The sequence below is a fragment of the Microbacterium sp. BG28 genome, from assembly GCF_034044005.1.
Taxonomy (GTDB): Bacteria; Actinomycetota; Actinomycetes; order Actinomycetales; family Microbacteriaceae; genus Microbacterium.
Genome location: NZ_JAXCHA010000004.1, coordinates 14,765 through 34,530 on the forward strand (window position 1 = coordinate 14,765; position 19,766 = coordinate 34,530).

20 protein-coding genes are annotated in these 19,766 nt (G+C 70.2%); 12 read left to right on the plus strand and 8 right to left on the minus strand.

Annotated features, from left to right (window positions below; translation table 11 throughout):
- Positions 1 to 28 precede the first annotated feature (28 nt).
- Together SK224_RS16175 and SK224_RS16180 are read right to left on the minus strand one after the other, a co-directional pair.
- On the minus strand, positions 29 to 1,750 hold the full coding sequence (locus SK224_RS16175; RefSeq protein WP_320435672.1) for a helicase-associated domain-containing protein: 1,722 nt from the start codon (positions 1,748 to 1,750) through the stop codon (positions 29 to 31).
- 2 nt (positions 1,751 to 1,752) lie between these two features.
- Entirely contained in the window at positions 1,753 to 2,028 is a 276-nt protein-coding gene (locus tag SK224_RS16180; protein WP_137417650.1) for a multidrug ABC transporter ATPase, read from the minus strand.
- A gap of 117 nt (positions 2,029 to 2,145) precedes the next feature.
- Between SK224_RS16180 and SK224_RS16185 the strand changes: the two genes are divergently transcribed.
- Both SK224_RS16185 and SK224_RS16190 read left to right on the plus strand, forming a co-directional pair.
- The gene (locus SK224_RS16185; RefSeq protein WP_137419171.1) at positions 2,146 to 2,529 is read left to right on the plus strand and encodes a cold-shock protein; all 384 of its coding nucleotides are present in this window, start codon (positions 2,146 to 2,148) and stop codon (positions 2,527 to 2,529) included.
- Positions 2,513 to 3,241 carry a DUF3027 domain-containing protein gene (locus SK224_RS16190; RefSeq protein ID WP_320435673.1) on the plus strand — a complete coding sequence of 243 codons (729 nt, stop codon included), beginning with the start codon at positions 2,513 to 2,515 and terminating at the stop codon, positions 3,239 to 3,241. The genes SK224_RS16185 and SK224_RS16190 overlap by 17 nt, the downstream gene beginning before the upstream one ends.
- A 110-nt stretch (positions 3,242 to 3,351) precedes the next feature.
- On the opposite strand, the gene serC is transcribed toward SK224_RS16190, so the two are convergent.
- Positions 3,352 to 4,464 carry a phosphoserine transaminase gene (serC, locus tag SK224_RS16195; RefSeq protein ID WP_320435674.1) on the minus strand — a complete coding sequence of 371 codons (1,113 nt, stop codon included), beginning with the start codon at positions 4,462 to 4,464 and terminating at the stop codon, positions 3,352 to 3,354.
- A 96-nt stretch (positions 4,465 to 4,560) separates the two neighbouring features.
- On the opposite strand from serC, the gene SK224_RS16200 reads away from it, so the two are divergent.
- The 3 genes from SK224_RS16200 to SK224_RS16210 all read left to right on the plus strand — a co-directional run bounded on the left by SK224_RS16200 (position 4,561) and on the right by SK224_RS16210 (position 7,170).
- Positions 4,561 to 5,262: a metal-dependent transcriptional regulator gene (locus SK224_RS16200; protein ID WP_320435675.1), complete on the plus strand. Its 702-nt coding sequence runs from the start codon at positions 4,561 to 4,563 to the stop codon at positions 5,260 to 5,262.
- A gap of 226 nt (positions 5,263 to 5,488) precedes the next feature.
- Positions 5,489 to 6,373 carry a M23 family metallopeptidase gene (locus SK224_RS16205; RefSeq protein WP_320435676.1) on the plus strand — a complete coding sequence of 295 codons (885 nt, stop codon included), beginning with the start codon at positions 5,489 to 5,491 and terminating at the stop codon, positions 6,371 to 6,373.
- 299 nt (positions 6,374 to 6,672) lie between these two features.
- Positions 6,673 to 7,170 (plus strand): HNH endonuclease, encoded by a 498-nt coding sequence (locus tag SK224_RS16210; protein ID WP_320435677.1) that lies wholly within the window; start codon positions 6,673 to 6,675, stop codon positions 7,168 to 7,170.
- Positions 7,171 to 7,175: 5 nt separating this feature from the next.
- Here the strand turns inward: SK224_RS16210 and SK224_RS16215 are convergent, their stop codons facing one another.
- Positions 7,176 to 7,673 carry a MarR family winged helix-turn-helix transcriptional regulator gene (locus SK224_RS16215; protein WP_320435678.1) on the minus strand — a complete coding sequence of 166 codons (498 nt, stop codon included), beginning with the start codon at positions 7,671 to 7,673 and terminating at the stop codon, positions 7,176 to 7,178.
- A gap of 40 nt (positions 7,674 to 7,713) precedes the next feature.
- On the opposite strand from SK224_RS16215, the gene SK224_RS16220 reads away from it, so the two are divergent.
- The 5 genes from SK224_RS16220 (at position 7,714) to SK224_RS16240 (ending at position 15,009) form a co-directional block, all read left to right on the plus strand.
- The gene (locus tag SK224_RS16220; protein ID WP_320435679.1) at positions 7,714 to 8,649 is read left to right on the plus strand and encodes a DMT family transporter; all 936 of its coding nucleotides are present in this window, start codon (positions 7,714 to 7,716) and stop codon (positions 8,647 to 8,649) included.
- Entirely contained in the window at positions 8,646 to 9,239 is a 594-nt protein-coding gene (locus tag SK224_RS16225; RefSeq protein ID WP_320435680.1) for a cysteine hydrolase family protein, read from the plus strand. Before SK224_RS16220 ends, SK224_RS16225 begins: the two co-directional genes overlap by 4 nt.
- A 143-nt stretch (positions 9,240 to 9,382) precedes the next feature.
- Positions 9,383 to 10,066, plus strand: coding sequence for a hypothetical protein (locus tag SK224_RS16230; RefSeq protein ID WP_320435681.1), 684 nt, complete (start codon positions 9,383 to 9,385; stop codon positions 10,064 to 10,066).
- Positions 10,067 to 11,605, plus strand: a complete 1,539-nt coding sequence (locus SK224_RS16235) for a DNA polymerase Y family protein (protein ID WP_320435682.1) — start codon at positions 10,067 to 10,069, stop codon at positions 11,603 to 11,605. It begins immediately after the preceding gene.
- On the plus strand, positions 11,605 to 15,009 hold the full coding sequence (locus SK224_RS16240) for an error-prone DNA polymerase (protein ID WP_320435683.1): 3,405 nt from the start codon (positions 11,605 to 11,607) through the stop codon (positions 15,007 to 15,009). The genes SK224_RS16235 and SK224_RS16240 overlap by 1 nt, the downstream gene beginning before the upstream one ends.
- A gap of 47 nt (positions 15,010 to 15,056) precedes the next feature.
- Here the strand turns inward: SK224_RS16240 and SK224_RS16245 are convergent, their stop codons facing one another.
- From SK224_RS16245 to SK224_RS16260, 4 genes are all read right to left on the minus strand, one after another.
- Positions 15,057 to 15,335 (minus strand): Fe-S cluster assembly protein HesB, encoded by a 279-nt coding sequence (locus SK224_RS16245; RefSeq protein WP_320435684.1) that lies wholly within the window; start codon positions 15,333 to 15,335, stop codon positions 15,057 to 15,059.
- A 113-nt stretch (positions 15,336 to 15,448) separates the two neighbouring features.
- Complete coding sequence (locus SK224_RS16250) at positions 15,449 to 16,150, minus strand: hypothetical protein (protein WP_320435685.1); 702 nt, start codon at positions 16,148 to 16,150, stop codon at positions 15,449 to 15,451.
- Positions 16,147 to 16,629 carry a DUF6114 domain-containing protein gene (locus tag SK224_RS16255; RefSeq protein WP_320435686.1) on the minus strand — a complete coding sequence of 161 codons (483 nt, stop codon included), beginning with the start codon at positions 16,627 to 16,629 and terminating at the stop codon, positions 16,147 to 16,149. The genes SK224_RS16250 and SK224_RS16255 overlap by 4 nt, the downstream gene beginning before the upstream one ends.
- Complete coding sequence (locus tag SK224_RS16260; protein WP_320435687.1) at positions 16,620 to 17,216, minus strand: DUF6230 family protein; 597 nt, start codon at positions 17,214 to 17,216, stop codon at positions 16,620 to 16,622. The genes SK224_RS16255 and SK224_RS16260 overlap by 10 nt, the downstream gene beginning before the upstream one ends.
- Positions 17,217 to 17,358: 142 nt before the next feature.
- Here SK224_RS16260 and SK224_RS16265 point away from each other — a divergent pair, with 142 nt between their 5' ends.
- Together SK224_RS16265 and poxB are read left to right on the plus strand one after the other, a co-directional pair.
- The gene (locus SK224_RS16265; RefSeq protein ID WP_320435688.1) at positions 17,359 to 17,949 is read left to right on the plus strand and encodes a TetR/AcrR family transcriptional regulator; all 591 of its coding nucleotides are present in this window, start codon (positions 17,359 to 17,361) and stop codon (positions 17,947 to 17,949) included.
- Between the two features lie 66 nt (positions 17,950 to 18,015).
- Positions 18,016 to 19,749 (plus strand): ubiquinone-dependent pyruvate dehydrogenase, encoded by a 1,734-nt coding sequence (gene poxB, locus SK224_RS16270; protein WP_320435689.1) that lies wholly within the window; start codon positions 18,016 to 18,018, stop codon positions 19,747 to 19,749.
- Positions 19,750 to 19,766 lie beyond the last annotated feature (17 nt).

The window sequence follows — 19,766 nt, forward strand, 5'->3', positions numbered from 1 at the left end:
GTCGCGGCGGATGCGGGTCGGCTCGCCGTCAGCGCGGACTCACCGAGACGATGCTCGTCATCGGCAGGGTGCGCTCGACGTCGGCGGCGCGGTCGAGTCCGCGAAGGCGTCCGCCGCCGAGGCCCGTCGCCTCGAGCGCGAAGACCCTCGTGGAACCGTCGGGCAGGCTCACGGTGACGTCGATCGCCGCGCGGGCGCGCACAGCCTGTTCGAGTTCGCGCTCGAGCCAAGCGGCATCCGCGTCCCCGGACTGTGCTCCGCGCAGCGCCGCGATGAGTGCCCCGTACTGTTCGCTGGGGGCAGGCTCGGTCGCGGCCTGTCGTGTCGCTCGGCGCGCGACCCGCTCGAGCTGATCGTTCTCGTCGACGGCGACCACGGGGTAGCGCGCATCCACGAGGGACCAGTAGACCGCATCCCGCCCAGCGCGTGAGACGAGGACGCCCTCGTGCTCGACGAGGCCGACGGGACGCAGCGATTGGTCGACGGCGATGGTGGCGAGCAGCTGCGGGGATGCGCTGCGCACCACCGTGCGACCCGTGGCTGCATCCGTGCCGACACGGATCGCGCCATGGCGCGCGGCGGTCGCATCGATGAGATACGCCAGCGGCTGGGGGATGCCGGTGAGGGAGATACCGCTCAGGAAGGCGTGCACGGACTCGGCGCTCTCGCCGCCGCTCATCGCGGCCGTCAACGACTCCGCGGTGAAGCGGTAGGTCGAGGCCTGTGCCCTGGTCTCGCGCGCCGCCATCCGGCGCAGCCGCTGCTCGAGCCGCGGTGCGAGCGGTCCGGGAGAGATCGCCGAGAGGTCGGCCTGCAGGTAGATCTTGTCGACTTCCGGAGGTAGCGCCGCCGTCAGCGTGCGGGTGTCGACATCGCCCGTACGCGACAGTTGCGCCGCCCAGGGCAGCAGGCCGTCGTCGGCGAGGACGCCCCACAGCACCCCCCGGCGCATCAGGGCCGCAGCCTGCTCCGGCCACTCGGGATCGAGACGGTACACGCCCGGCCAGACCGCGGGCGGGAGGAAGCCGCCCTCGGACGTGCGAAGGGCCTCCGGCAGAGCGCGCACGTAGGCGGTCGCGACCTGGCTCCACCGTTCGCTCGTGCTCGCGTCCAGCCACTCTGGTGCCGCATCCGTCGCCTGCCAGCTGCGATCCTCGTCGCTGAGCAACCCGGCGTCGGCGCCCAGGAGGATCAGATCCTCGAGCTGCCCGGTCGAGGTGACGGCGCCGTCCTCGACGAGCCGGCGGCGTTCGGTCGCGCTCACCGCGCCGGCGCCCGTGCGCGACAGGGGAGCGGACGCAGCCGCGAGCAGGATGTCGGCCAGTGAGGCGACCTGCTCGAAAGCGCGTTCCGCCGCCGCCGCGACGCTCTGGGGAGCTGCGGGGGCGAGCGGGCTCACCTCGGGCGAGGCGAACGCCTCGGACCCGGCGCGTTCGGCCAGTCGCGACCGCACCGCCTGGAACGGCACGCCGTCGGCATCGAGCAGGGCTCGGGAAGCGAGCGCCGCCCGCAGGGGCGGTGCAACCGGTTCCGTCTGCGCCGAGGCCAGGGCGGCGAGTTCGGGCGCGGCAAGTCGGGTCAGGGCGCGATCGACGCTGACGTCGCTGAGAAGAGTCGCCGCGATGTCGAAGAAGTCCTGCGCGGGCGTCGACGGCGCGAGCCTGCGGGCGGCGAAGAGCTGGGCCAACTCCTCGTCGCCGGACGCGGCAAGCAGCGACGCCAGCGCGCGTTCGTCCGAAGGGCCGGCCACCGTCACCCGGCTCGGTTCGCCCGAGCCCTTCTGATGAAGGCGCGGATGATGACGGTGAGCATGAGAACGAAGGCCAGCGGGGGCGCGATGTAGACGACGGCGCTCACGGCGGGCCAGATGCCCGTGCCGTAGTCCTCGTGGGTGAGGCCCATCGCCGTGCTGATCATGATCGACAGGAACGACAGCACCGACAGCGCGAGCAGTCCCAGCGCCATGAACGCGAGGATGCGGTCGAGGCGGCTGACCGGGAGGTCGCTGTCGGGCGTGGGCTTGCTCATCCGCATCAGCCTATCGCTTCGGCGGGGGTGTCGTAGGCTGGAACCAGGGGATCTTCCGATCCGCGTTCCGTCGCGCCCGCGAACGATGTCCGGGTGCAGAGCAGCAGCGAGGTGTCCATGCCCACCGGCAAGGTCAGGTTCTACGACGAGGAGAAGGGGTTCGGCTTCATCTCCTCTGATGACGGTCAGGACGTCTTTCTTCACGCCACCGCTCTCCCGCAGGGCACGACCTCGGTCAAGCCCGGCACGCGGCTGGAGTTCGGTGTGGCCGACGGCAAGCGCGGACTGCAGGCGCTGTCGGTGCGGGTGCTCGATGCCCCTGTCAGCCTCGCGAAGCGCGCGCGCAAGCCCGCCGACGACATGGCGATCATCCTCGAAGACCTCGTGAAGCTGCTCGACGGGATCGGCGGCGACCTGCGCCGCGGGCGCTACCCCTCGTCGTCGCACTCCAAGAAGATCGCCGCCGTGCTGCGCAAGGTAGCCGATGACCTCGACGCCTGAGTCCGGCGCGGAGCCGGTCTGGGATGAGGCCGTCGACGCGGAGCTCGTCGCGCAGTCCGATGAGACCGTGGTGACGGAGGTGGCGGCGGAGGAAGCCGCCGTCGTCGACGCGACCGAGCTCGATGTCGAGCTCCGTGAGCCCGATGCCGAGCTTCTGGCCGCTCACGAGCTGGCGCTTTCCGCACTTCACGAGATCACCAAGCCGCAGACCGTGGGGCCGGCGGCCGGATACACGCTCGAGCCCGACGGTGTCGTCTCACTCCGCTTCGAGAACCGCCTGGCGGGATATCCGGGCTGGTACTGGACGGTCTCGGTGGCGCGTGTCGAGGGTGCCGAGCCCACCGTCCTCGAGGTCGAGTTGATCCCCGGCGACGGCGCCCTTCTCGCACCCGAGTGGGTGCCGTGGGCCACGCGACTGGCGGAATACCACGCCCAGCAGGCCGCGGCGGCGGAAGCGGCCGCAGAGGCCGAGGGTGATGAGGATGGCGCCGAGGACGTCGACTCCGATGAGGATGCGGACGACCTCGACGATGACGACGACGACGAGGACGACGAGTCGGAGGACGACGGCGAGTCGATCCTCCACGCGGGCGACGTCGACGGCGTCGACATCGACGAACTCGACGACGACTACGACGAGTCGGAGGATGACGAGTCCGACGACGACGGCGACGAGTCCGACGACGAGGGCGACGAGTCCGACGAGGACTGAGTCCGCCGCGGGCGACGCCCGCTGAGCATCCGTTCGCCGGGTGAGCATCACATGAATGCTCACCCGGCGAACGTGTACTCACCCGGTGGGGCGCGCAGGCCCCGTCCGGGTCAGAGGTGCTCGAGCGTGTAGTCGATGCTGCGCGTCAGCTGGCGCACGTCGTCGGGATCGATCGAGGTGAACGTCGCCACCCGCAGCTGGTTGCGGCCGAGCTTGCGGTACGGCTCCGTGTCGACGATGCCGTTCGCGCGCAGGCTCGCGGCGACCGCCGCCGCATCCACGCTCTCGTCGAAGTCGATCGTCACGACCACGGGGGAGCGGTCTGCGACGTCGGCGACGAACGGCGTCGCGACGCTCGACGCCTCGGCCCAGTCGTAGAGCACCTGGGAGGACTCGGCGGTGCGCGCCGCCGCCCAGCTCAGGCCGCCGCTGGCGGTGATCCAGCGCACCTGCTCGTCGAGCAGCACCAGCGTCGACAGTGCCGGGGTGTTGAGCGTCTGCTGCAGCCGGGAGTTGTCGAGCGCGTTCTTCAGGCTCAGGAACTCCGGGATGTAGCGACCGGATGCGGCGATGCGCTCGATCCGCTCGATCGCCGCGGGCGAGACCGCCGCGAAGAACAGGCCGCCGTCGGAGCCGAGGTTCTTCTGCGGGGCGAAGTAGTAGACATCGGTCTCGGCGACATCGAAGTCGATGCCGCCCGCCGCGCTCGTCGCATCGATCACGGTCAGCGCACCGGCATCCCCGGCCACGCGGGCGATGCGGGTGGCGACACCCGTCGAGGTCTCGTTGTGCGGCCAGGCATATACATCGACGCCCTCCACGGCCTCGGGGGAGGCGCTCGTGCCGGGGTCGGCCTTGCGGACGTCGGGCGCCTGCAGCCACGGGGCGGCCGCGGCAGCGGCGAACTTGCCGCCGAACTCGCCGAACACCAGGTTCTGCGCGCGGTTCTCGATGAGGCCGAAGGCGGCCGCATCCCAGAAGGCGGTCGATCCGCCGTTGCCGACGACGATCTCGTACCCGTCGGGCAGGCGCAGCAGTGCCGCAAGGCCCTCCCGCACACTCGCGACGAGGTTCTTGACGGGAGCCTGGCGGTGCGAGGTGCCCAGAAGCGACGAGCCGCGCTCGGCCAGAGCAGCGACCTGCTCCGGACGGATCTTCGAGGGGCCGCATCCGAAGCGGCCGTCGGCGGGCAGGATCTCGCGAGGGAGCACGACGTGGGACATGGCTCGATTCTAGGGGCGTGCTCGCCGTCGACCGCCGTGACCATCGTCACGTTGGATAGGCTCTCCTCGGGCCCCTATGACTTCGAGGACACGTTCATGACCGACCTGATCGACACGACAGAGATGTATCTGCGCACCATCCTCGAGCTCGAGGAGGAGAACATCGTTCCGCTGCGTGCACGCATCAGTGAACGACTCGGTCACTCCGGCCCGACCGTCTCGCAGACCGTCGGTCGGATGGAGCGCGACGGCCTCGTCATCGTGTCCGACGACCGCTCGCTGGAGCTCACGGGCGCCGGCCGACAGAAGGCCGTCGACGTCATGCGCAAGCACCGCCTCGCGGAGCGTCTGCTCAGCGACGTGATCGGACTCGACTGGGCTTATGTCCACGAAGAGGCCTGCCGCTGGGAGCACGTCATGAGCGAGCAGGTCGAGCGTCGGCTCGTCGAGTTGCTCGGACACCCCACCGAGTCGCCCTACGGCAACCCCATCCCGGGTCTGGACCAGCTGGGCGATCTGCCCACCTCCACGTTCGAAGAGGGTGTCGTCGGCCTCGTCCGCAAGCTCGACGCCGAGGGCGGACCGATCACCGGCACCGTGCGTCGCCTCGCCGAGCCCGCCCAGGTCGACCCCGAGCTCCTACAGCAGCTGCGGGCCGCAGGCGTCGTCCCCGGCGCCGCCGGATCGTTCCAGTACAACGAGGGCTATGTCCTCGTGCAGATGGACGGTTCGCAGGAGGGGCTGGAGCTTCCTGTCGAGGTCGCCGGTCACATCTTCCTCGTCGCCGACGCTCGCTGAGAGCTGTTCTCCACAGCCCGTGGGGGTATTGAACCGGCCCACGCCGGCGTGACTTATTCGTTACCTTCGGGTAGCCTCGGACAGTCCGCAGGTGAGAAGCCCACCGATGGATCCCGCACGGATTGCCTCTCCGGCTCGTCGTCCGTGTGGTGCAACCCGCATATCGTGCCCCGACATCGAGTGCCGACGAGCCAGCGCTGTGAGCGCGGAGGCGCCGGAGGATGATTTGGCTGAACAGAACGACGATTCGTCGGCAGGCGCGCCCGAGGCCGCCGCGAATCCCGTGACCAGTCGCCGCAGCATGCGCGAACTGGCCCGCACCGCCCAGGGTCAGGTGACCCGCACCAAGACCGCTGTCGCCCGCGCCGCGCGCCCGGCCCGCACCGGCAGCGGCTTCCGCAAGCCCCTGCGCAGCATCGTGACCCTCAGCATGGTCGGCGGCCTCGTCGTGGCCGTCGGTCTTCCCGCCTACGCCGCGTTCAACGGCAGCGTCGATGCGGCCACGATCGAACAGGTGGCGGCAGAGAACCCGCAGTCGCTCGTCGTCGCTTCCACGGTGACCTCGGCAGATCTCGACCGCGGCAGCTACGCGGCGACCACGCCCGAAGAGATCGAGAAGAAGAAAGCCGCCGAAGCCGCCGCCGCGCGCATCGCCGCCGCCGGTTCCGCCGCCTCGTTCTCCGCTGCCAACGTCGACCTGAACATGGTCGCCCCCGGTAGCGGCGCCGTGCGCTGGCCTCTGGACATGTCGCAGATCCGCGTCGGCCGCGGATTCGGCGCCGACGGCTACCACCAGGGCGTCGACCTGCTGGGCGCCGCGGGCACCCCCGAGTTCGCCGCTGCAGCGGGAACCGTGCGCGTCGCCGGCTGGTACTACGGCTACGGCTACGCGGTCGTGCTCGACAGCGTGATCAACGGTCAGAGCGTCACCACTCTGTACGGCCACATGACTCAGACTCTGGTGAACCCGGGCGACTACGTCGAGGCCGGCCAGATCATCGGCCTGATGGGAAGCACCGGCTCCTCCACCGCCAACCACCTCCACTTCGAGGTGCGCATCGGCGGCGGACTGGTCGACCCCTACGCCTGGCTGCAGGCCAACGCGGGCTGACGCCGACACGATTCCGAGAGTTCATCAAGCGCGCGTCCCGGGCGCGTCGCGGTGGGCTACCCTGAGGGCACGACGCTGAGAGAAGCGGAGGGCGCCGATGGGCAGTTCACCACGCATCCGAACCATGGATGCGCTCGGTCTGCTCGTCCTTCGGCATCACGTGACCGACACTCACGGGTTTCCCGTGTGTTCAAGGCGCTGTCCATGAGACAGCGCCTTTTTTCATGCCTCCGCACCCCTGATGCGTCCATCGAATCGAATATCCGCGAAGCCGTCCGGGCCATTCGAGAGGACAGGGAATGCGCACACTGGTGCTGAACGCCGGCTACGAGCCGTTGGCCGTCGTCTCCTTCAAGCGAGCGCTCGTGCTCGTCATGAACGAGAAGGCGACCATCGTCGAACGCGTCGAGGATGTGCCCATCTGGGGCACGACGCAGATCTATGACCGGCCCGCGGTCATCATCCTCACCCGCTACGTGCGCATACCGAGTGTGCGCAACGTGCCGGTCACCCGCCGGGGCGTGCTGCGCCGCGATGGGCACCGTTGCGCCTACTGCGGGAAGGCCGCATCCACCATCGACCACGTGCTGCCGCGTTCGCGCGGCGGACGCGACACCTGGCAGAACCTGGTGGCATGCTGCCTGCGCTGCAACAACGTCAAGGGGGATCGCACGCCGCAGGAGATGTCGTGGACGCTGCGGCTCGTGCCGGATGTGCCCCACGGTTCGGGGTGGAGCGTGCGTGGAACCGAGCGGGCCGATCCGCGGTGGGAGCCGTACCTGGCGCTCGCCGCCTGAGCCCCTTACCGCTCGAGCCGCTCGCTCCAGTGCTGCAGGATGCGGGCGAGCTGCTCCGCATCCGGGGCATCGAGCATCGCGACCAGTCGATGCTCGTTGGCGATGTGGGCGGTGAAGGCGTCGTCGATCAGCGCGCGTCCGGCAGCGGTCAGCGCCACCAGGCGGCGCCTGCCGTCGGCGTCGGATCCGGAGCGCGTGACGAGGCCGCGCTCGACGAGGCGGTCGACGCGTTTGGTGAGCCCGCCCGAGGTGACCATCGTGTGCTCGGCCAGCTCGCCGGCCGGCCTGCTGTAGGGTGTGCCCGCCCGCCGGAGTGAGGCGAGCAGGTCGAACTCCGCCTCGGTGAGCCCGAAGCGGGCGTAGACCGCGGTGAGCTCGCGGGTGAGGGCCATGCCCACGCGGTGGATGCGGCCGATGACGCCCTGGGGGGAGGGATCGAGATCGGGACGCTCGCGGCGCCAATCGTCTTGGATACGGCTGACGCGATCCTCGGTTCCGGTCATGCGACCACGATATCTTCCATGGAAGGTAGTATTTCCTTCCATGGAAGATAAATGGCGACGATGGGTCCTCATCACCGCGGTCGCGCCGATCGCGTGGGGAAGCACCTATGTCGTGACCCGGCACCTGCTGCCGCCCGATGTGCCGCTGTGGGGTGCTGTCATCCGATGCCTGCCCGCCGGGCTGCTCGTGCTGCTGTTCGCCCGCCGCCTCCCGCGCGGCTCGTGGTGGTGGCGGTCGCTGCTGCTGGGAGTGCTGAATGTCGGCGGCTTCAGCGTGCTGATCTACATCGTCGGCCAGCGGCTTCCGTCGAGCCTGGCGGCGACCCTCATGTCCACCTCCGCGGCGTGCATCATGCTCTTCGCCTGGGCGCTGCTGGGGCAGCGGCCGCGTGTCGCCGCTGCGCTGGGGGCGGCCGTCGGGATCGCAGGCGTCGTGCTCATGCTCGGCGTCGGCGCGGGCTCGATCGATCCCTGGGGCATCGCCGCCTCGCTGGGGGCGATGGTCGCCTCCTCCTTCGGGTTCGTGCTCACCTCGCGCTGGGGGCAGAGGGTGCCCGCCCTCGCGATGACGTCGTGGCAGCTCCTGGCGGGCTCCGTCGTTCTCGTGCCCGTCGCGCTGGTCGTCGAAGGTCCGCCCCCGCAGCTCACGCCCGAGGGCTTTGTCGGGTTCGCCTACGTCATGCTCATCGGCACGGCGGTGGCCTACGCGGCCTGGTTCGCCGGTCTGCAGCGGCTGCCCGCCGCCGCGGTCGGTCTCGTCGGGCTGCTGAATCCCGTCACGGGCGTCGTGCTGGGGGTGGTGCTCGCGGGTGAGGCGTTCGGTCCCCCGCAGGTGGTCGGGCTCGCTCTGGTGCTCGGCGGTGTGGTGTGGGGCGTGCTGCCGCATCGTCGCCGCGTGACGCGGCAGGAATCGGTCCCCGGTCGGCAGTCGGGTGAGGCGCCGGAGCCGGCGTCGCGTGGTGGGATGAAGGCATGACGCGCGCGCTCGTGGTGATCGACATGCAGAAGGGGTTCGACGACCTGGAGTTCTGGGGGGCGACGGCGAATCCGCAGTGCGAGCAGAACGTCGCCGCGTTGTTGCGGTACGCCGAGCTCGAGGGCATCCCGGTCGTCGTGGTCCGTCACGACTCCCGCAGCGAGACGTCTGTTTTGCATCCGTCCGCCGCGGGCAACGCCCTCGTCGATGTCGTTGATCGCGCCCCGGCTGCGCTGCTGATCACCAAGAGCGTGAACTCCGCGTTCTACGGCGACCCCGACCTGCACGCCTGGTTGCAGGAGCGGGAGATAGGGGAACTGCTGATCTGCGGCATCCAGACCAACATGTGCGTCGAGACGACGGCGCGCATGGCGGGCAATCTCGGGTACGACACCACGGTGGTGTGGGATGCGACCCGCACGTTCGATCTCGATGCCGAGATCAGCGGAATGGGGCGCGTGACGCGCACGGCGGCGGAGATCATGGCGACCACTGCCCTGGTCCTGCAGGAAGGCGGGTTCGCCCGCATCCGGACGACGGCCGAGATCGTCGGATCCGGGCGACGTGTGCACGATCGATCGCTGACCTGATGTCGCAGGCGGCACGTAGGGTGCCGCCTGCCCCACCCCCTCGTGCAGACGTCGCGGGTCTGCTCGCGAAGAGGATGTCCGAACTCGTTCGTATCTTCGAATCTGACATTGAAGAACTAGAACATCCGTTCTAGCCTGTCGGAGTGAAGGTGATCGTGCGAGAAGACGCCGTGGGTGAGGTCCATCGCCTCCGCGCGCAGCTCGAGCGCGTTCAGGGCCGGCGGATGGATGCGGCCGTGCGGCCGGTGCATCCGGCGCTGGCCGAGCTCCTTCCGGGCGGAGGGCTGCGTGCCGGCTCCGCCTATACGGTCGCCCCCTCGACGTCGTTGCTGCTCTCACTGCTCGCCCGCCCCTCGCGCGAGGGGGCATGGTGTGCGGCCGTGGGGATGCCGGAGTTGGGCGCCGAAGCCGCGGCGGGACTGGGAGTCGCGCTCGAGCGCCTCGTCCTCGTCCCCGAACCCGGCCCTCGCTGGCTGGCCGTGGCCGCGACCCTGGCCGAGGTCATGCCGGTGGTCGCCGTGCGTCCGGCCGGCGCGGTCTCGGATGCCGAGGCCTCCCGCTTCATGGCGCGACTGCGCGATCGCGGAGCGAGCCTTCTGGTGCAGGGGGTCTGGCCGCAGGCGGAGGCCGCGCTGCAGATCGTCGATTCCCAATGGGACGGACTCGGCGACGGCTACGGCTACCTGTCCTCGCGCACGGTGACGATCGCCGTGCAGTCGCGCCGCTCTCCCGTGCCCCGGCGGGCGCGTCTCATGCTTCCCGATCGCGACGGCGCCCTCACCGCAGCCGCCCCCGCCGCTCCCGTGCCCATGAGGGCGGTGGGCTAGATGCCCGTGCGCACTCTCGTCGTCTGGATCCCGGACTGGCCGGTGGTCGCCTTCGGACGCGAGAGCGGCGAGGACGCGGCGGCGGTCGCCGTCGTCGAGAAGAACGTCGTGGTCGCCTGCTCCGCAGCGGCCCGTGCCGAGGGGGTGCGCCGGGGCCAGCGTCGTCGTGACGCGCAGGGCGCCTGTCCTCGCCTGCAGATCGTGGCGATGGATGCGGCACGAGACCACCGCGCCTTCGCGCCCCTCGTGGCGGCGATCGAACGGCTCGCGCCGCACGTGCAGATCATCCGCTCGGGGCTCTGCGCGCTGAAGGCGCGGGGGCCCGCCCGCTATTACGGCGGCGAAGAGGAAGCCGCGAACGTGCTGCGCGCGGCGCTCCAGGAGGCGGGCGTGAACGATGTCCGCATCGGCATCGCCGACGGCCCCTTCACCGCCGAGCAGGCAGCGCGGGCCGCAACGAGCGCCGAGGCGCCGGTGCGGTGCGTGCCGCCGGGACTCTCGGGACCGTTCCTCGCCCCCCTGCCCGCCACCCTGCTGCACGACGCCGGGGCCGAGACCTCGCTCGCCTCGCTGCTGGCGCGACTGGGCATCCACACGCTGGGCGCGTTCGCCGAACTGCCGACCGACGGCATCCGTGATCGCCTCGGCGAGCAGGGCGTGCGGCTTCAGGCGCTCTCCGCGGGAGCGGACTCCCGCACGGTGACCCCCCGCGACGTCCCGCCCGAGCTCGATCGCGAGGTCGTGTTCGAGCCGCCGGTCGAGCTCGCCGAGCAGGCGGCCTTCGGGATGCGGGTGGCCGCGGAGGAGTTCATCGCGCGCCTCGACGCACTAAGGCTGGTGTGCACCGAGCTGCGCGTAGAGCTCGAGTCCGAGCGGGGAGAGCGCAGCGAACGGGTCTGGCTGCATCCGGGAACCTTCGACGCGGCGGCGGTCGTGGACCGGGTGCGCTGGCAGCTCGCCGAGCAGCAAGAGCTGCGCAGCCCCGTGGCGCGCGTGCGCATCTCGCCCGAAGCCGTCGACGACCAGGCGCACCACGTGCCGGGGCTGTTCGGCCGGGGAGAACGCGAGAAGGTGCACCATGCGCTGTCGCGGGTGCAGGCGATGCTCGGGCATCGGAGCGTTCTGACGCCGGTCATCGCCGGCGGGCGCTGGCTCGACGAGCGACAGGTGATGGTGCCCTGGGGCGACCGCGCCGTCGCCCCGCGCGACGCATCGCTGCCCTGGCCGGGGTCGCTGCCGGCGCCGCTGCCGACCACGGTGTTCCCCGAGCCCCGTCCGGCCGAGGTGCGTGATGCCGAGGGCACCCGCATCGTCGTCGACGAGCGCGGGGCGCTGTCGGGAACGCCCGCCGACATCGCCGTCGGGGGAGTCCGGCGCGGGGTGCTCTCGTGGGCGGGGCCGTGGACGGTCATCGAACGCGAGTGGGATGCGGCCCGCCGACGTGTGGCGCACCGGTTCCAGATCCTCGACGCCGCCCAGGTCGCCTGGCTGCTCGTGCACGAAGACACCCGCTGGAGCGTCGAGGCGAGGTACGACTGATGGGCTGGCACAACCCGCCCGTCCCGTGGTCGGAGCTCGAACGCGCCCTCAGTGACGCGCGGCGCCCGAGGCCCGTTCCTGCCGGGGCGGACGGCGGCGACAGTCCGGCGTGGTCGCACAAACGCGGCCCCTATATGCCACCGGCGATCGAGCGCCCCGAGCAGGTCGTGCCCTACGCCGAGTTGCACGCGCACTCGTCGTATTCGTTCCTCGATGGGGCGTCCTCGCCCGAGGAACTCGTCGAGCAGGCGGAGCGACTGGGGCTGCACGCCCTCGCCGTCACCGACCATGACGGCTTCTACGGATCGGTGCGTTTCGCGGAGGCGGCGGAGCCCCGCGCGCTGCAGACGGTCTTCGGTGCCGAGCTGTCGCTCGATCTGCCCGCCCCGCAGAAGGGCCGCCCCGATCCGGTCGGGCGCCACCTGCTGGTGCTCGCCCGCGGGCAGGAGGGGTACCACCGTCTCGCCGGCGCTCTCACCCGCGCCCAGCTGCGGGGCGCGGAGAAAGGGCGTCCGGTGTACGACGTGACCGAGCTCGCCGAGCAGTCCGGCGGCCCGAGCGATCCGCAGTGGGCCGTGTTCACCGGATGCCGCAAGGGTGCTGTACGCCAGGCGCTCGCGCTCGAGGGCCCCGCGGGGGCGGCGCGTGAACTCGACCTGCTCGTCGGCCTGTTCGGACGGGATGCGGTGCAGGTCGAACTCATCGATCACGGCGACCCGCACGACACCCGGACCAACGACGTCCTCGCCGCCCTCGCCGCAGAGCGCGGCCTTCCCGTCGTCGCGACCGGCAACGTGCACTACGCGGTGCCCGAGCGCCGGCTCCTGGCGGCGGCGATCGCCGCGGTGCGGGCGAATCGCAGCATGGACGAGCTCGACGGCTGGCTGCCGGCCCACGGCGGCGCTTTCCTGCGCTCGGGCGCCGAGATGGCCGCGCGCTTCGCCCGATACCCCGGCGCGGTCGCACGCAGTGTCGTGCTCGCCGACGAGCTCGCGTTCCCGCTGCGGAAGGCTTCGCCGGCGCTGCCCAAGCTCCCCGTTCCCGAGGGGCACACGCCCATGTCGTGGCTGCGGCAACTGGTGTGGGATGCGGTGCCGCGCAACTACCCGAACCTCACCGAGGATCAGCGTCGGCGCATCGAACGCGAGCTCGAGGTCATCGAGATGAAGGACTTCCCCGGGTACTTCCTCATCGTCTACGGCATCGTGCAGGAGGCCCGGCGGCGCGGCATCCTCTGCCAGGGTCGCGGCTCGGCGGCGAACAGCGCCGTCTGCTATCTGCTCGACATCACGGCGGTCGACGCGATCGCCTACAACCTGCCCTTCGAGCGGTTCCTGTCGAGTCTGCGCGACGAGGAGCCCGACATCGACGTCGACTTCGACTCCGATCGGCGCGAAGAGATCATCCAGTGGGTCTACCAGGAGTACGGGCGGGAGCGCGCCGCGCAGGTGGCCAACGTCATCCAGTACCGCCCCAAGAACGCCGTGCGCGACATGGCGCGGGCTCTCGGATTCTCACCAGGGCAGCAGGACGCCTGGTCGAAGCAGGTCGAGCGCTGGGGTGCATCGCTCGAGAGCGCGCCCGACCATGACATCCCGGATCAGGTCGTGGCCTATGCGACCGAGCTGCTGAAGGCGCCGCGCCACCTCGGCATCCACTCCGGCGGCATGGTGCTCACCGAGCGACCGGTGGGCGAGGTCGTGCCGATCGAACACGCCCGGATGCCGGGGCGCACCGTCATCCAGTGGGACAAGGACGACGCCGCGTGGATGGGCCTGGTCAAGTTCGACCTGCTCGGGCTCGGAATGCTCTCCGCTCTCCAGTACTGCTTCGATCTGATCCGTGCGGCGACGGGGGAGACGTGGGAGCTGCGCTCCCTGCCGAAGGAGGAGGCGGCGGTCTACGACATGCTGTGCCGCGCCGATTCCATCGGCGTGTTCCAGGTCGAGTCACGTGCGCAGATGGGACTGCTGCCGCGCCTGCAGCCCCGGGCGTTCTACGACCTCGTGATCGAGATCGCCCTCGTTCGGCCCGGTCCGATCCAGGGCGGGGCGGTGCATCCGTTCGTGCGGCGCAAGCTCGGCCACGAAGAGGTGACCTACCCGCATCCCGACCTCATCCCGGTGCTCGAGCGCACCAAGGGGATCCCCGTCTTCCAGGAGCAGCTGATGCAGATGGCGATGGTGGTGGGCGATCTCTCCGGCGAGGACGCCGACCTCATGCGCCGCGCGATGGGGTCCAAGCGCGGTCAGGAGCGCATCGACTCGCTCAAAGAGAAGCTCTACGCCGGCATGGCGCGCCACGGCCTCATCGGCGAGGACGCGGATGCGATCTACCGCAAGATCCAGGCGTTCGCGAACTTCGGGTTCGCCGAGTCGCACTCGCTCTCGTTCGGCCTGCTGGTCTACGCGAGTTCATGGATCAAACTGCACTATCCGGCGGCGTTTCTCGCGGGGCTGCTGCGGGCGCAACCGATGGGCTTCTACTCGCCCGCGACGCTGACCGCGGATGCCCGGCGCCACGGCGTCGAGGTGCGTCGACCCGATGTGCAGCTCTCAGGCGCCCAGGCCGGACTCGAACCCCTCGGAGACAGCACCGAGCCGACGGGGATGGATGCCTGCCGTGGTCCGCAGCCGACGGTGGGGCCGTTCGACGCGGCGGCTCCCGATGAGTCCGCTGCGCACCGTCGCGACGGCGCGTTCGCGGTGCGGCTGGGGCTCGGGGCGGTGACCGGTATCGGTGAGAAGGTCGCCGCGCGCATCGTCGCCGAGCGTGACGCCGAGGGGTCGTTTCGCGACATGCGCGATCTGGTGCGCCGGTGCGACCTCTCTGTGGCGCAGCTGGAGGCGCTGGCGACCGCCGGCGCCTTCGACTGCTTCGGGCTGACCCGCCGCGAGGCCATCTGGTCGGCCGGCACCGCCGCGCAGGACCGGGCGGAGTTCCTCCCCGACACCGTCATGGCGGTGCAGCCGCCCCTGTTCCCCGACCCGTCGAGCTATGAGACGCTCGCGGCCGATCTGTGGGCCACGGGCATCTCCACCGACGATCACCCGCTGACCCATTACCGTTCCGCGCTGGATGCGCGAGGAGTGCTGACCTCGCGCGAGATGCGCGCCCACGAGTCGGGGCGGCGCATCGAGGTCGCGGGCCTCGTGACCCACCGCCAACGGCCGGCGACCGCATCCGGCATCACCTTCCTCAACCTCGAAGACGAGCACGGGCTGGTGAATGTGATCTGCTCGACCGGGGTATGGAACCGATACCGACGCATCGTGCGCGACTCGCCGGCGCTCATCGTGCGCGGGATGCTGGAGCGTTCGGTGGAGGGGGTCACCAACCTCGTGGCGGATGCGTTCGAGGATCTCCGGGTGGGGATCTCGCACCGTTCGCGCGACTTCCAATGACACGGCAAAGGCCCCCGGGCGAACCCGGGGGCCTTTGGGCGGGGGTCTCAGCCCCGGACGCCGAGGGCGAAACGGACCGAGCCGTCATCGCCGACCTCGGCATCGAGCACCCTGTCATCGAGGGCATCCGTCGCACCGGAGTCCACGAAGACGCGAGCACCCGACGTCTCCACCACCGCGTCCTGCGGTTCGGGGGCGGTAGCGAGCGCGAGCTCGAATCCGGTCTCGGTGCCGGTGTCGCGAATGCGCAGCCCGCCACCTTCCGCCGGGATCTGGGACGAGATCGTCTTGACCGCCGAAGCAGCGTTCTCCGTCAGAGTGAGCATGGTGCTCCCTTCCATCGATGTCTGCGGACCGGCCACGATTCCGAGAATCCCGAGCGGAATCAACCCCTGCACGCGGATCGGATCGAACTCACACGAGGTTCACCGGGAATTTTTCAGGATGTCAGGCGCTGGTCGGTGTTCGAGTAACTGATCGAATCGGCGGTCGCACCGACGAGTCCGAGCGTGACCCGCAACAGCGTGGGAGTGATCCCATCGCGCGGCGGGGGCGTCTCGGCGCCGAGCGTGTACGACGTGCCGTCGGCGCCGGTGGCGGTGAGGGAGTTCAGGTAGACCGAGACATCGCCCGAGAGCGTCATGGTATCCGCCGTGGTCACCAGGGCGGGGCCCTCCGCGTGCCCCACAGTCAGCGCGAAGCCGGTGATCGTGATGCTGTCCGCGCTGATCTTGAGAGCGTGCGTCCGGGTGCCGTCGGCCAGGGGCACGGTCACGAGCGAGATGCCTTTGAGGCCGCTGAACGACAGGCCGTCCGAGCCGAGTTGTGCCGGTGGCTGCGTGAACACGGGGGCGCTCTCGTCCGGTACCGCTTCGACAGGGACCGCAGGCTCCGCGGGAGCCTGCGGCGTCGGTGTCGCGCTCGGGGTGGGGCTCTGTCCGCCGAGGTCAGGGAGCCCCGGCAGGCCTGGCACGGACGATGGGCTCGGCGAGGGCGTGGGCGACGGGGCCGGGGTGGGGTCGTCACACGACATGAACAGTGGAATGCACCAAGCCGTGGGTCGCTCGTTCGGAGCGGCGGCGGCGGCCGTGGTCGCGAGCAACGCGCCGACCAGGGCGACGGGCAGCAGGCGGCGGATCATGCGGTCTCCTTCTCGCCGTGGGTTCGCACCTCCCGCTCCTCGCCCGGCGCGAGCGCGGATGCGGCCTCACCGGACCGCGGCGCCCACGAGACGACCGTGATGCCACCCACGCAGCCGAGCAGCATCCCGACGATGAACCCTCCGAGGTTCACCCCGACGATCGAGTACACGGCCAGGCCCAGAGCGATCACGCCGTAGAAGATGCGGTGTGCGGGCATGAAGATCGACAGGGCGCCGAGGAGAACGAGAGCCAGCGGCACGATGGTCGCCTGCAGACCCTCGATGCCGAGCTGGATGTGCAGTTTGCCGAAGTCGAGCTGGCTGGACAGGAACATCACCAGGCCCGCGGCGATGACCAGCACACCGCCGACGAACGGGCGCTGCCGACGCCAGGCTCGCCAGCGCGACGGCTTCTTCTCAGGCTCGTCCTCGGTCGCCTCGCGCTCAGCGAGGGAGCGACGCGTGGCGTTCAGAAGCATGTCTTCGTTCCGTCGGTCAGCTCCAGCTTCATTCCCGTCAGGGTGAAGGTCGACGCCTGAGTGCTCCAGGAGTTCTGCTGGAGGTTCGCGATGCTCACCGTGTCGGCATCCTGCGCGAAGTCGCCCGCCGATCCCTTGGCCGCGGTGTTGACGGTGGACGCATCCACGCCGATGCGGATGTTGCCGAAGGACGAGTCGCCGCGCAGGCCCGTCATGCCGATCTGCAGGTTCGTGGCGCTCGCCGGGTTGCCGCCGCTGCCGGCCGTGATGAGCACCCCGACCTTGCCGAGCGGGGTGTCCGACACGACGGACTGGCACAGGTCGGCCAGCGTCGCCGAGGCGATGTTGGCGATCGCGACCGAGTGCTGGGTGCCGGCGGTGTCCTGGGTGACGCCGGCATACTGCGAGAACCCGGTGCCCTCGAGTTGAGAGGCGCTGATCTGGAACTCGCTGCCGGATACCGCGAACGAGACGGGGACGGCGCCTTGGGCGACGCCACCGAACAACAGACTGGATGCGGCCACGACGGGGATGGTGGCCAGGGCGACACGACCGGCGCGCGAGCGCACCATGTTGGGGAACTTCATCGATCCTCCGGGGGTGAGGGGACGGCGACGATGCCGTCGGTGAGTGAGCCTAGACCTCGTTGACGAACTGTCAATAGTGTGAGAGCGGGTATGAGAGGACTCTCACCCCGGGCGTGGCCGTCCTCTCGCCTAGGCTCTGGCTATGGGGAGTGAGCGACGCACGAGGCTGAGTCCGGAGCAGCGTCGCGCACAGCTGGTCGCCCTCGGCGTCGCCTTCCTGGCGGACAGGCCGCTCGACGACCTGACGATCGAGGAGCTGTCCGAGCGGGCGGAGGTCTCGCGGGCGCTGATCTTCCACTACTTCGGTTCGCGGCAGGGTCTGCACCAGGCGGTGGTGGCGCGCGCGGGTGACGCGCTGCTGGAGGCTACCCATCCGCGCGAGGAGCTGGCCGCGGTGGAGCGGCTGCGCGACACCCTGCGCCGCATCGCGCTGTTCGTGCGCGAGAACCGCGGCACCTTCTTCTCGCTCGTGCGCGGCGTCGCCAGCGGAGACCCCGAGGTGCGGGTGGTCGTGGACCGCGCTCGGGATGCCAACGCCCAGCGACTGCGCGAGGTGTTCGCAGAGCTGGGAGTCCCCGCCAGCCCGCTGCTCGACGTCGCTCTACGCTCTTGGGTCGCGTTCGCCGAGGAAGTGCTGATCGAGCTGGCCGTCGATGACGACGTCGACATCGACGACATCGTGGGCTTCCTCGAGCGCAGCGTGCAGGGTGTCGTGTCCGCCGTCGCCCTCTGACACACGTCGGGTGCCCGTTCGTCAATCGTCTTAGCCGGATCCGTCGGGCCGTTCTAGCGTGGTGCCATGGCCGGAAACGTCGCAGAACTCTTCGTCCGCACTCTTCGTCACGCCGGGATCACCCGAGTCTGGGGGTTGCCCGGCGACTCCTTGAACGCCTTCACGGATGCCCTCCGCAAAGATGGCGGCATCGAGTGGCTGCACGCGCGGCACGAGGAATCGGCGGCGTTCGCGGCGGGAGCCGAGGCCGAGATCACCGGGGAGCTCGCCGTCGTCGCCGGCAGCTGCGGACCGGGCAACCTGCACTTCATCAACGGCCTCTTCGACGCGCATCGCTCCCGTGTGCCGCTGTTGGCGATCGCCTCCCACATCCCGTCCGCCGAGATCGGCAGCGGCTACTTCCAGGAGACCCACCCGCAGGAGCTCTTCCGGGAGTGCAGCCACTACGCCGAGCTCGTCTCCGACCCGGCCCAACTGCCGTGGGTGCTCGAGACGGCGATGCGCACCGCGGTCGAGAAGCGCGGCGTGGCCGTCGTCGTCGTTCCGGGTGATGTCTTCTTCGCGGACGCGCCCCACCGGCGCCCGTCCGCACCGATCCGCGCCACACGACCCGTCGTCGTGCCGTCCGCGTCCGAACTGGAGGAGGCGGCCGCCGTGCTGAACGCGGCGGGCAAGGTGACGATCCTCGCCGGGGCCGGGGTGGCGGGCTCCCACGACGAGGTGCTGGCGCTCGCCGGCCGCCTGCAGGCGCCGATCGTGCACGCCTTCCGCGGCAAGGAGCACATCGAGTACGACAACCCCTACGACGTCGGGATGACGGGGCTGCTCGGCTTCTCCTCCGGCTACCGCGCCATGGAGAAGTGCGACGCGCTGCTGATGATCGGCACCGACTTCCCGTACCGGCAGTTCTTCCCCGAGAAGGCGAAGATCGTGCAGATCGACATCCGCGGCGAGCAGTTGGGGCACCGCACGCCCATCGACGTGGGGCTCGTGGGGGAGGCGGGCGCGACCGCATCCGCGCTGCTGCCGCTGATCGATCAGGGCCGCAAGGACCACCACCTGAAGGAGTCGGTCGAGCACTACCGCAAGACGCGGCGCGAACTCGACGGTCTCGCGAACGACGACGGCAAGAAGCCGATCCACCCCCAGTACGTCGCCCGCCTCGTGGACGAGCTGGCGGCGCCGGATGCGGTCTTCACGGCGGATGTGGGCACGCCCGTCATCTGGGCGGCGCGGTACCTGCACATGACCGAGCAGCGGCGTCTGCTGGGCTCGTTCACGCACGGTTCGATGGCCAACGCGCTGCCGCAGGCGCTCGGCGTTCAGGCCGTCGACCGCTCCCGCCAGGTGATCGCGCTCGCCGGCGACGGCGGTCTGGCGATGCTCATGGGGGACCTTCTCTCGATCCGTCAGAACGATCTGCCCGTGAAGATCGTCGTGTTCGACAACTCCGCGCTGGGCTTCGTCGAGGTCGAGATGAAGGCGGCCGGGATCGTCAACTACGGCACCGATCTGCACAATCCCGACTTCGCAGCCGTGGCCGAGGCGGTCGGGATCACCGGCATCCGCGTCGAGAGCGCTGCCGACCTCGAGCCCGCGCTGCGGCGTGCGCTGGCCGATCCCGGTCCGGTGCTCGTGAACGTCGTGGTGGCCCGCGAGGAGCTGTCGATGCCGCCGTCGATCACCGCGGCGCAGGCCAAGGGCTTCTCGCTGTGGGCGCTGCGCACCGTGCTCTCGGGTCGTGGCGACGAACTGCTGGATCTGGCCGACACGAACCTCTGGCGACGCCTCTTCGACTGACGCAGCGTCATCGCGGC

Bases quoted from the DNA above. Each gene is read 5' to 3' on its own strand.
- SK224_RS16210 (WP_320435677.1), top strand. From the start codon at position 6,673: ATGCGCACACTGGTGCTGAACGCCGGCTACGAGCCGTTGGCCGTCGTC.
- SK224_RS16250 (WP_320435685.1), bottom strand. From the start codon at position 16,150: ATGATCCGCCGCCTGCTGCCCGTCGCCCTGGTCGGCGCGTTGCTCGCG.
- SK224_RS16255 (WP_320435686.1), bottom strand. From the start codon at position 16,629: ATGCTTCTGAACGCCACGCGTCGCTCCCTCGCTGAGCGCGAGGCGACC.
- SK224_RS16185 (WP_137419171.1), top strand. From the start codon at position 2,146: ATGCCCACCGGCAAGGTCAGGTTCTACGACGAGGAGAAGGGGTTCGGC.
- SK224_RS16240 (WP_320435683.1), top strand. From the start codon at position 11,605: ATGGGCTGGCACAACCCGCCCGTCCCGTGGTCGGAGCTCGAACGCGCC.
- SK224_RS16225 (WP_320435680.1), top strand. From the start codon at position 8,646: ATGACGCGCGCGCTCGTGGTGATCGACATGCAGAAGGGGTTCGACGAC.
- SK224_RS16245 (WP_320435684.1), bottom strand. From the start codon at position 15,335: ATGCTCACTCTGACGGAGAACGCTGCTTCGGCGGTCAAGACGATCTCG.
- SK224_RS16190 (WP_320435673.1), top strand. From the start codon at position 2,513: ATGACCTCGACGCCTGAGTCCGGCGCGGAGCCGGTCTGGGATGAGGCC.
- SK224_RS16220 (WP_320435679.1), top strand. From the start codon at position 7,714: ATGGAAGATAAATGGCGACGATGGGTCCTCATCACCGCGGTCGCGCCG.
- serC (WP_320435674.1), bottom strand. From the start codon at position 4,464: ATGTCCCACGTCGTGCTCCCTCGCGAGATCCTGCCCGCCGACGGCCGC.
- SK224_RS16265 (WP_320435688.1), top strand. From the start codon at position 17,359: ATGGGGAGTGAGCGACGCACGAGGCTGAGTCCGGAGCAGCGTCGCGCA.
- SK224_RS16180 (WP_137417650.1), bottom strand. From the start codon at position 2,028: ATGAGCAAGCCCACGCCCGACAGCGACCTCCCGGTCAGCCGCCTCGAC.
- SK224_RS16235 (WP_320435682.1), top strand. From the start codon at position 10,067: ATGCCCGTGCGCACTCTCGTCGTCTGGATCCCGGACTGGCCGGTGGTC.
- SK224_RS16260 (WP_320435687.1), bottom strand. From the start codon at position 17,216: ATGAAGTTCCCCAACATGGTGCGCTCGCGCGCCGGTCGTGTCGCCCTG.
- poxB (WP_320435689.1), top strand. From the start codon at position 18,016: ATGGCCGGAAACGTCGCAGAACTCTTCGTCCGCACTCTTCGTCACGCC.
- SK224_RS16215 (WP_320435678.1), bottom strand. From the start codon at position 7,673: ATGACCGGAACCGAGGATCGCGTCAGCCGTATCCAAGACGATTGGCGC.
- SK224_RS16200 (WP_320435675.1), top strand. From the start codon at position 4,561: ATGACCGACCTGATCGACACGACAGAGATGTATCTGCGCACCATCCTC.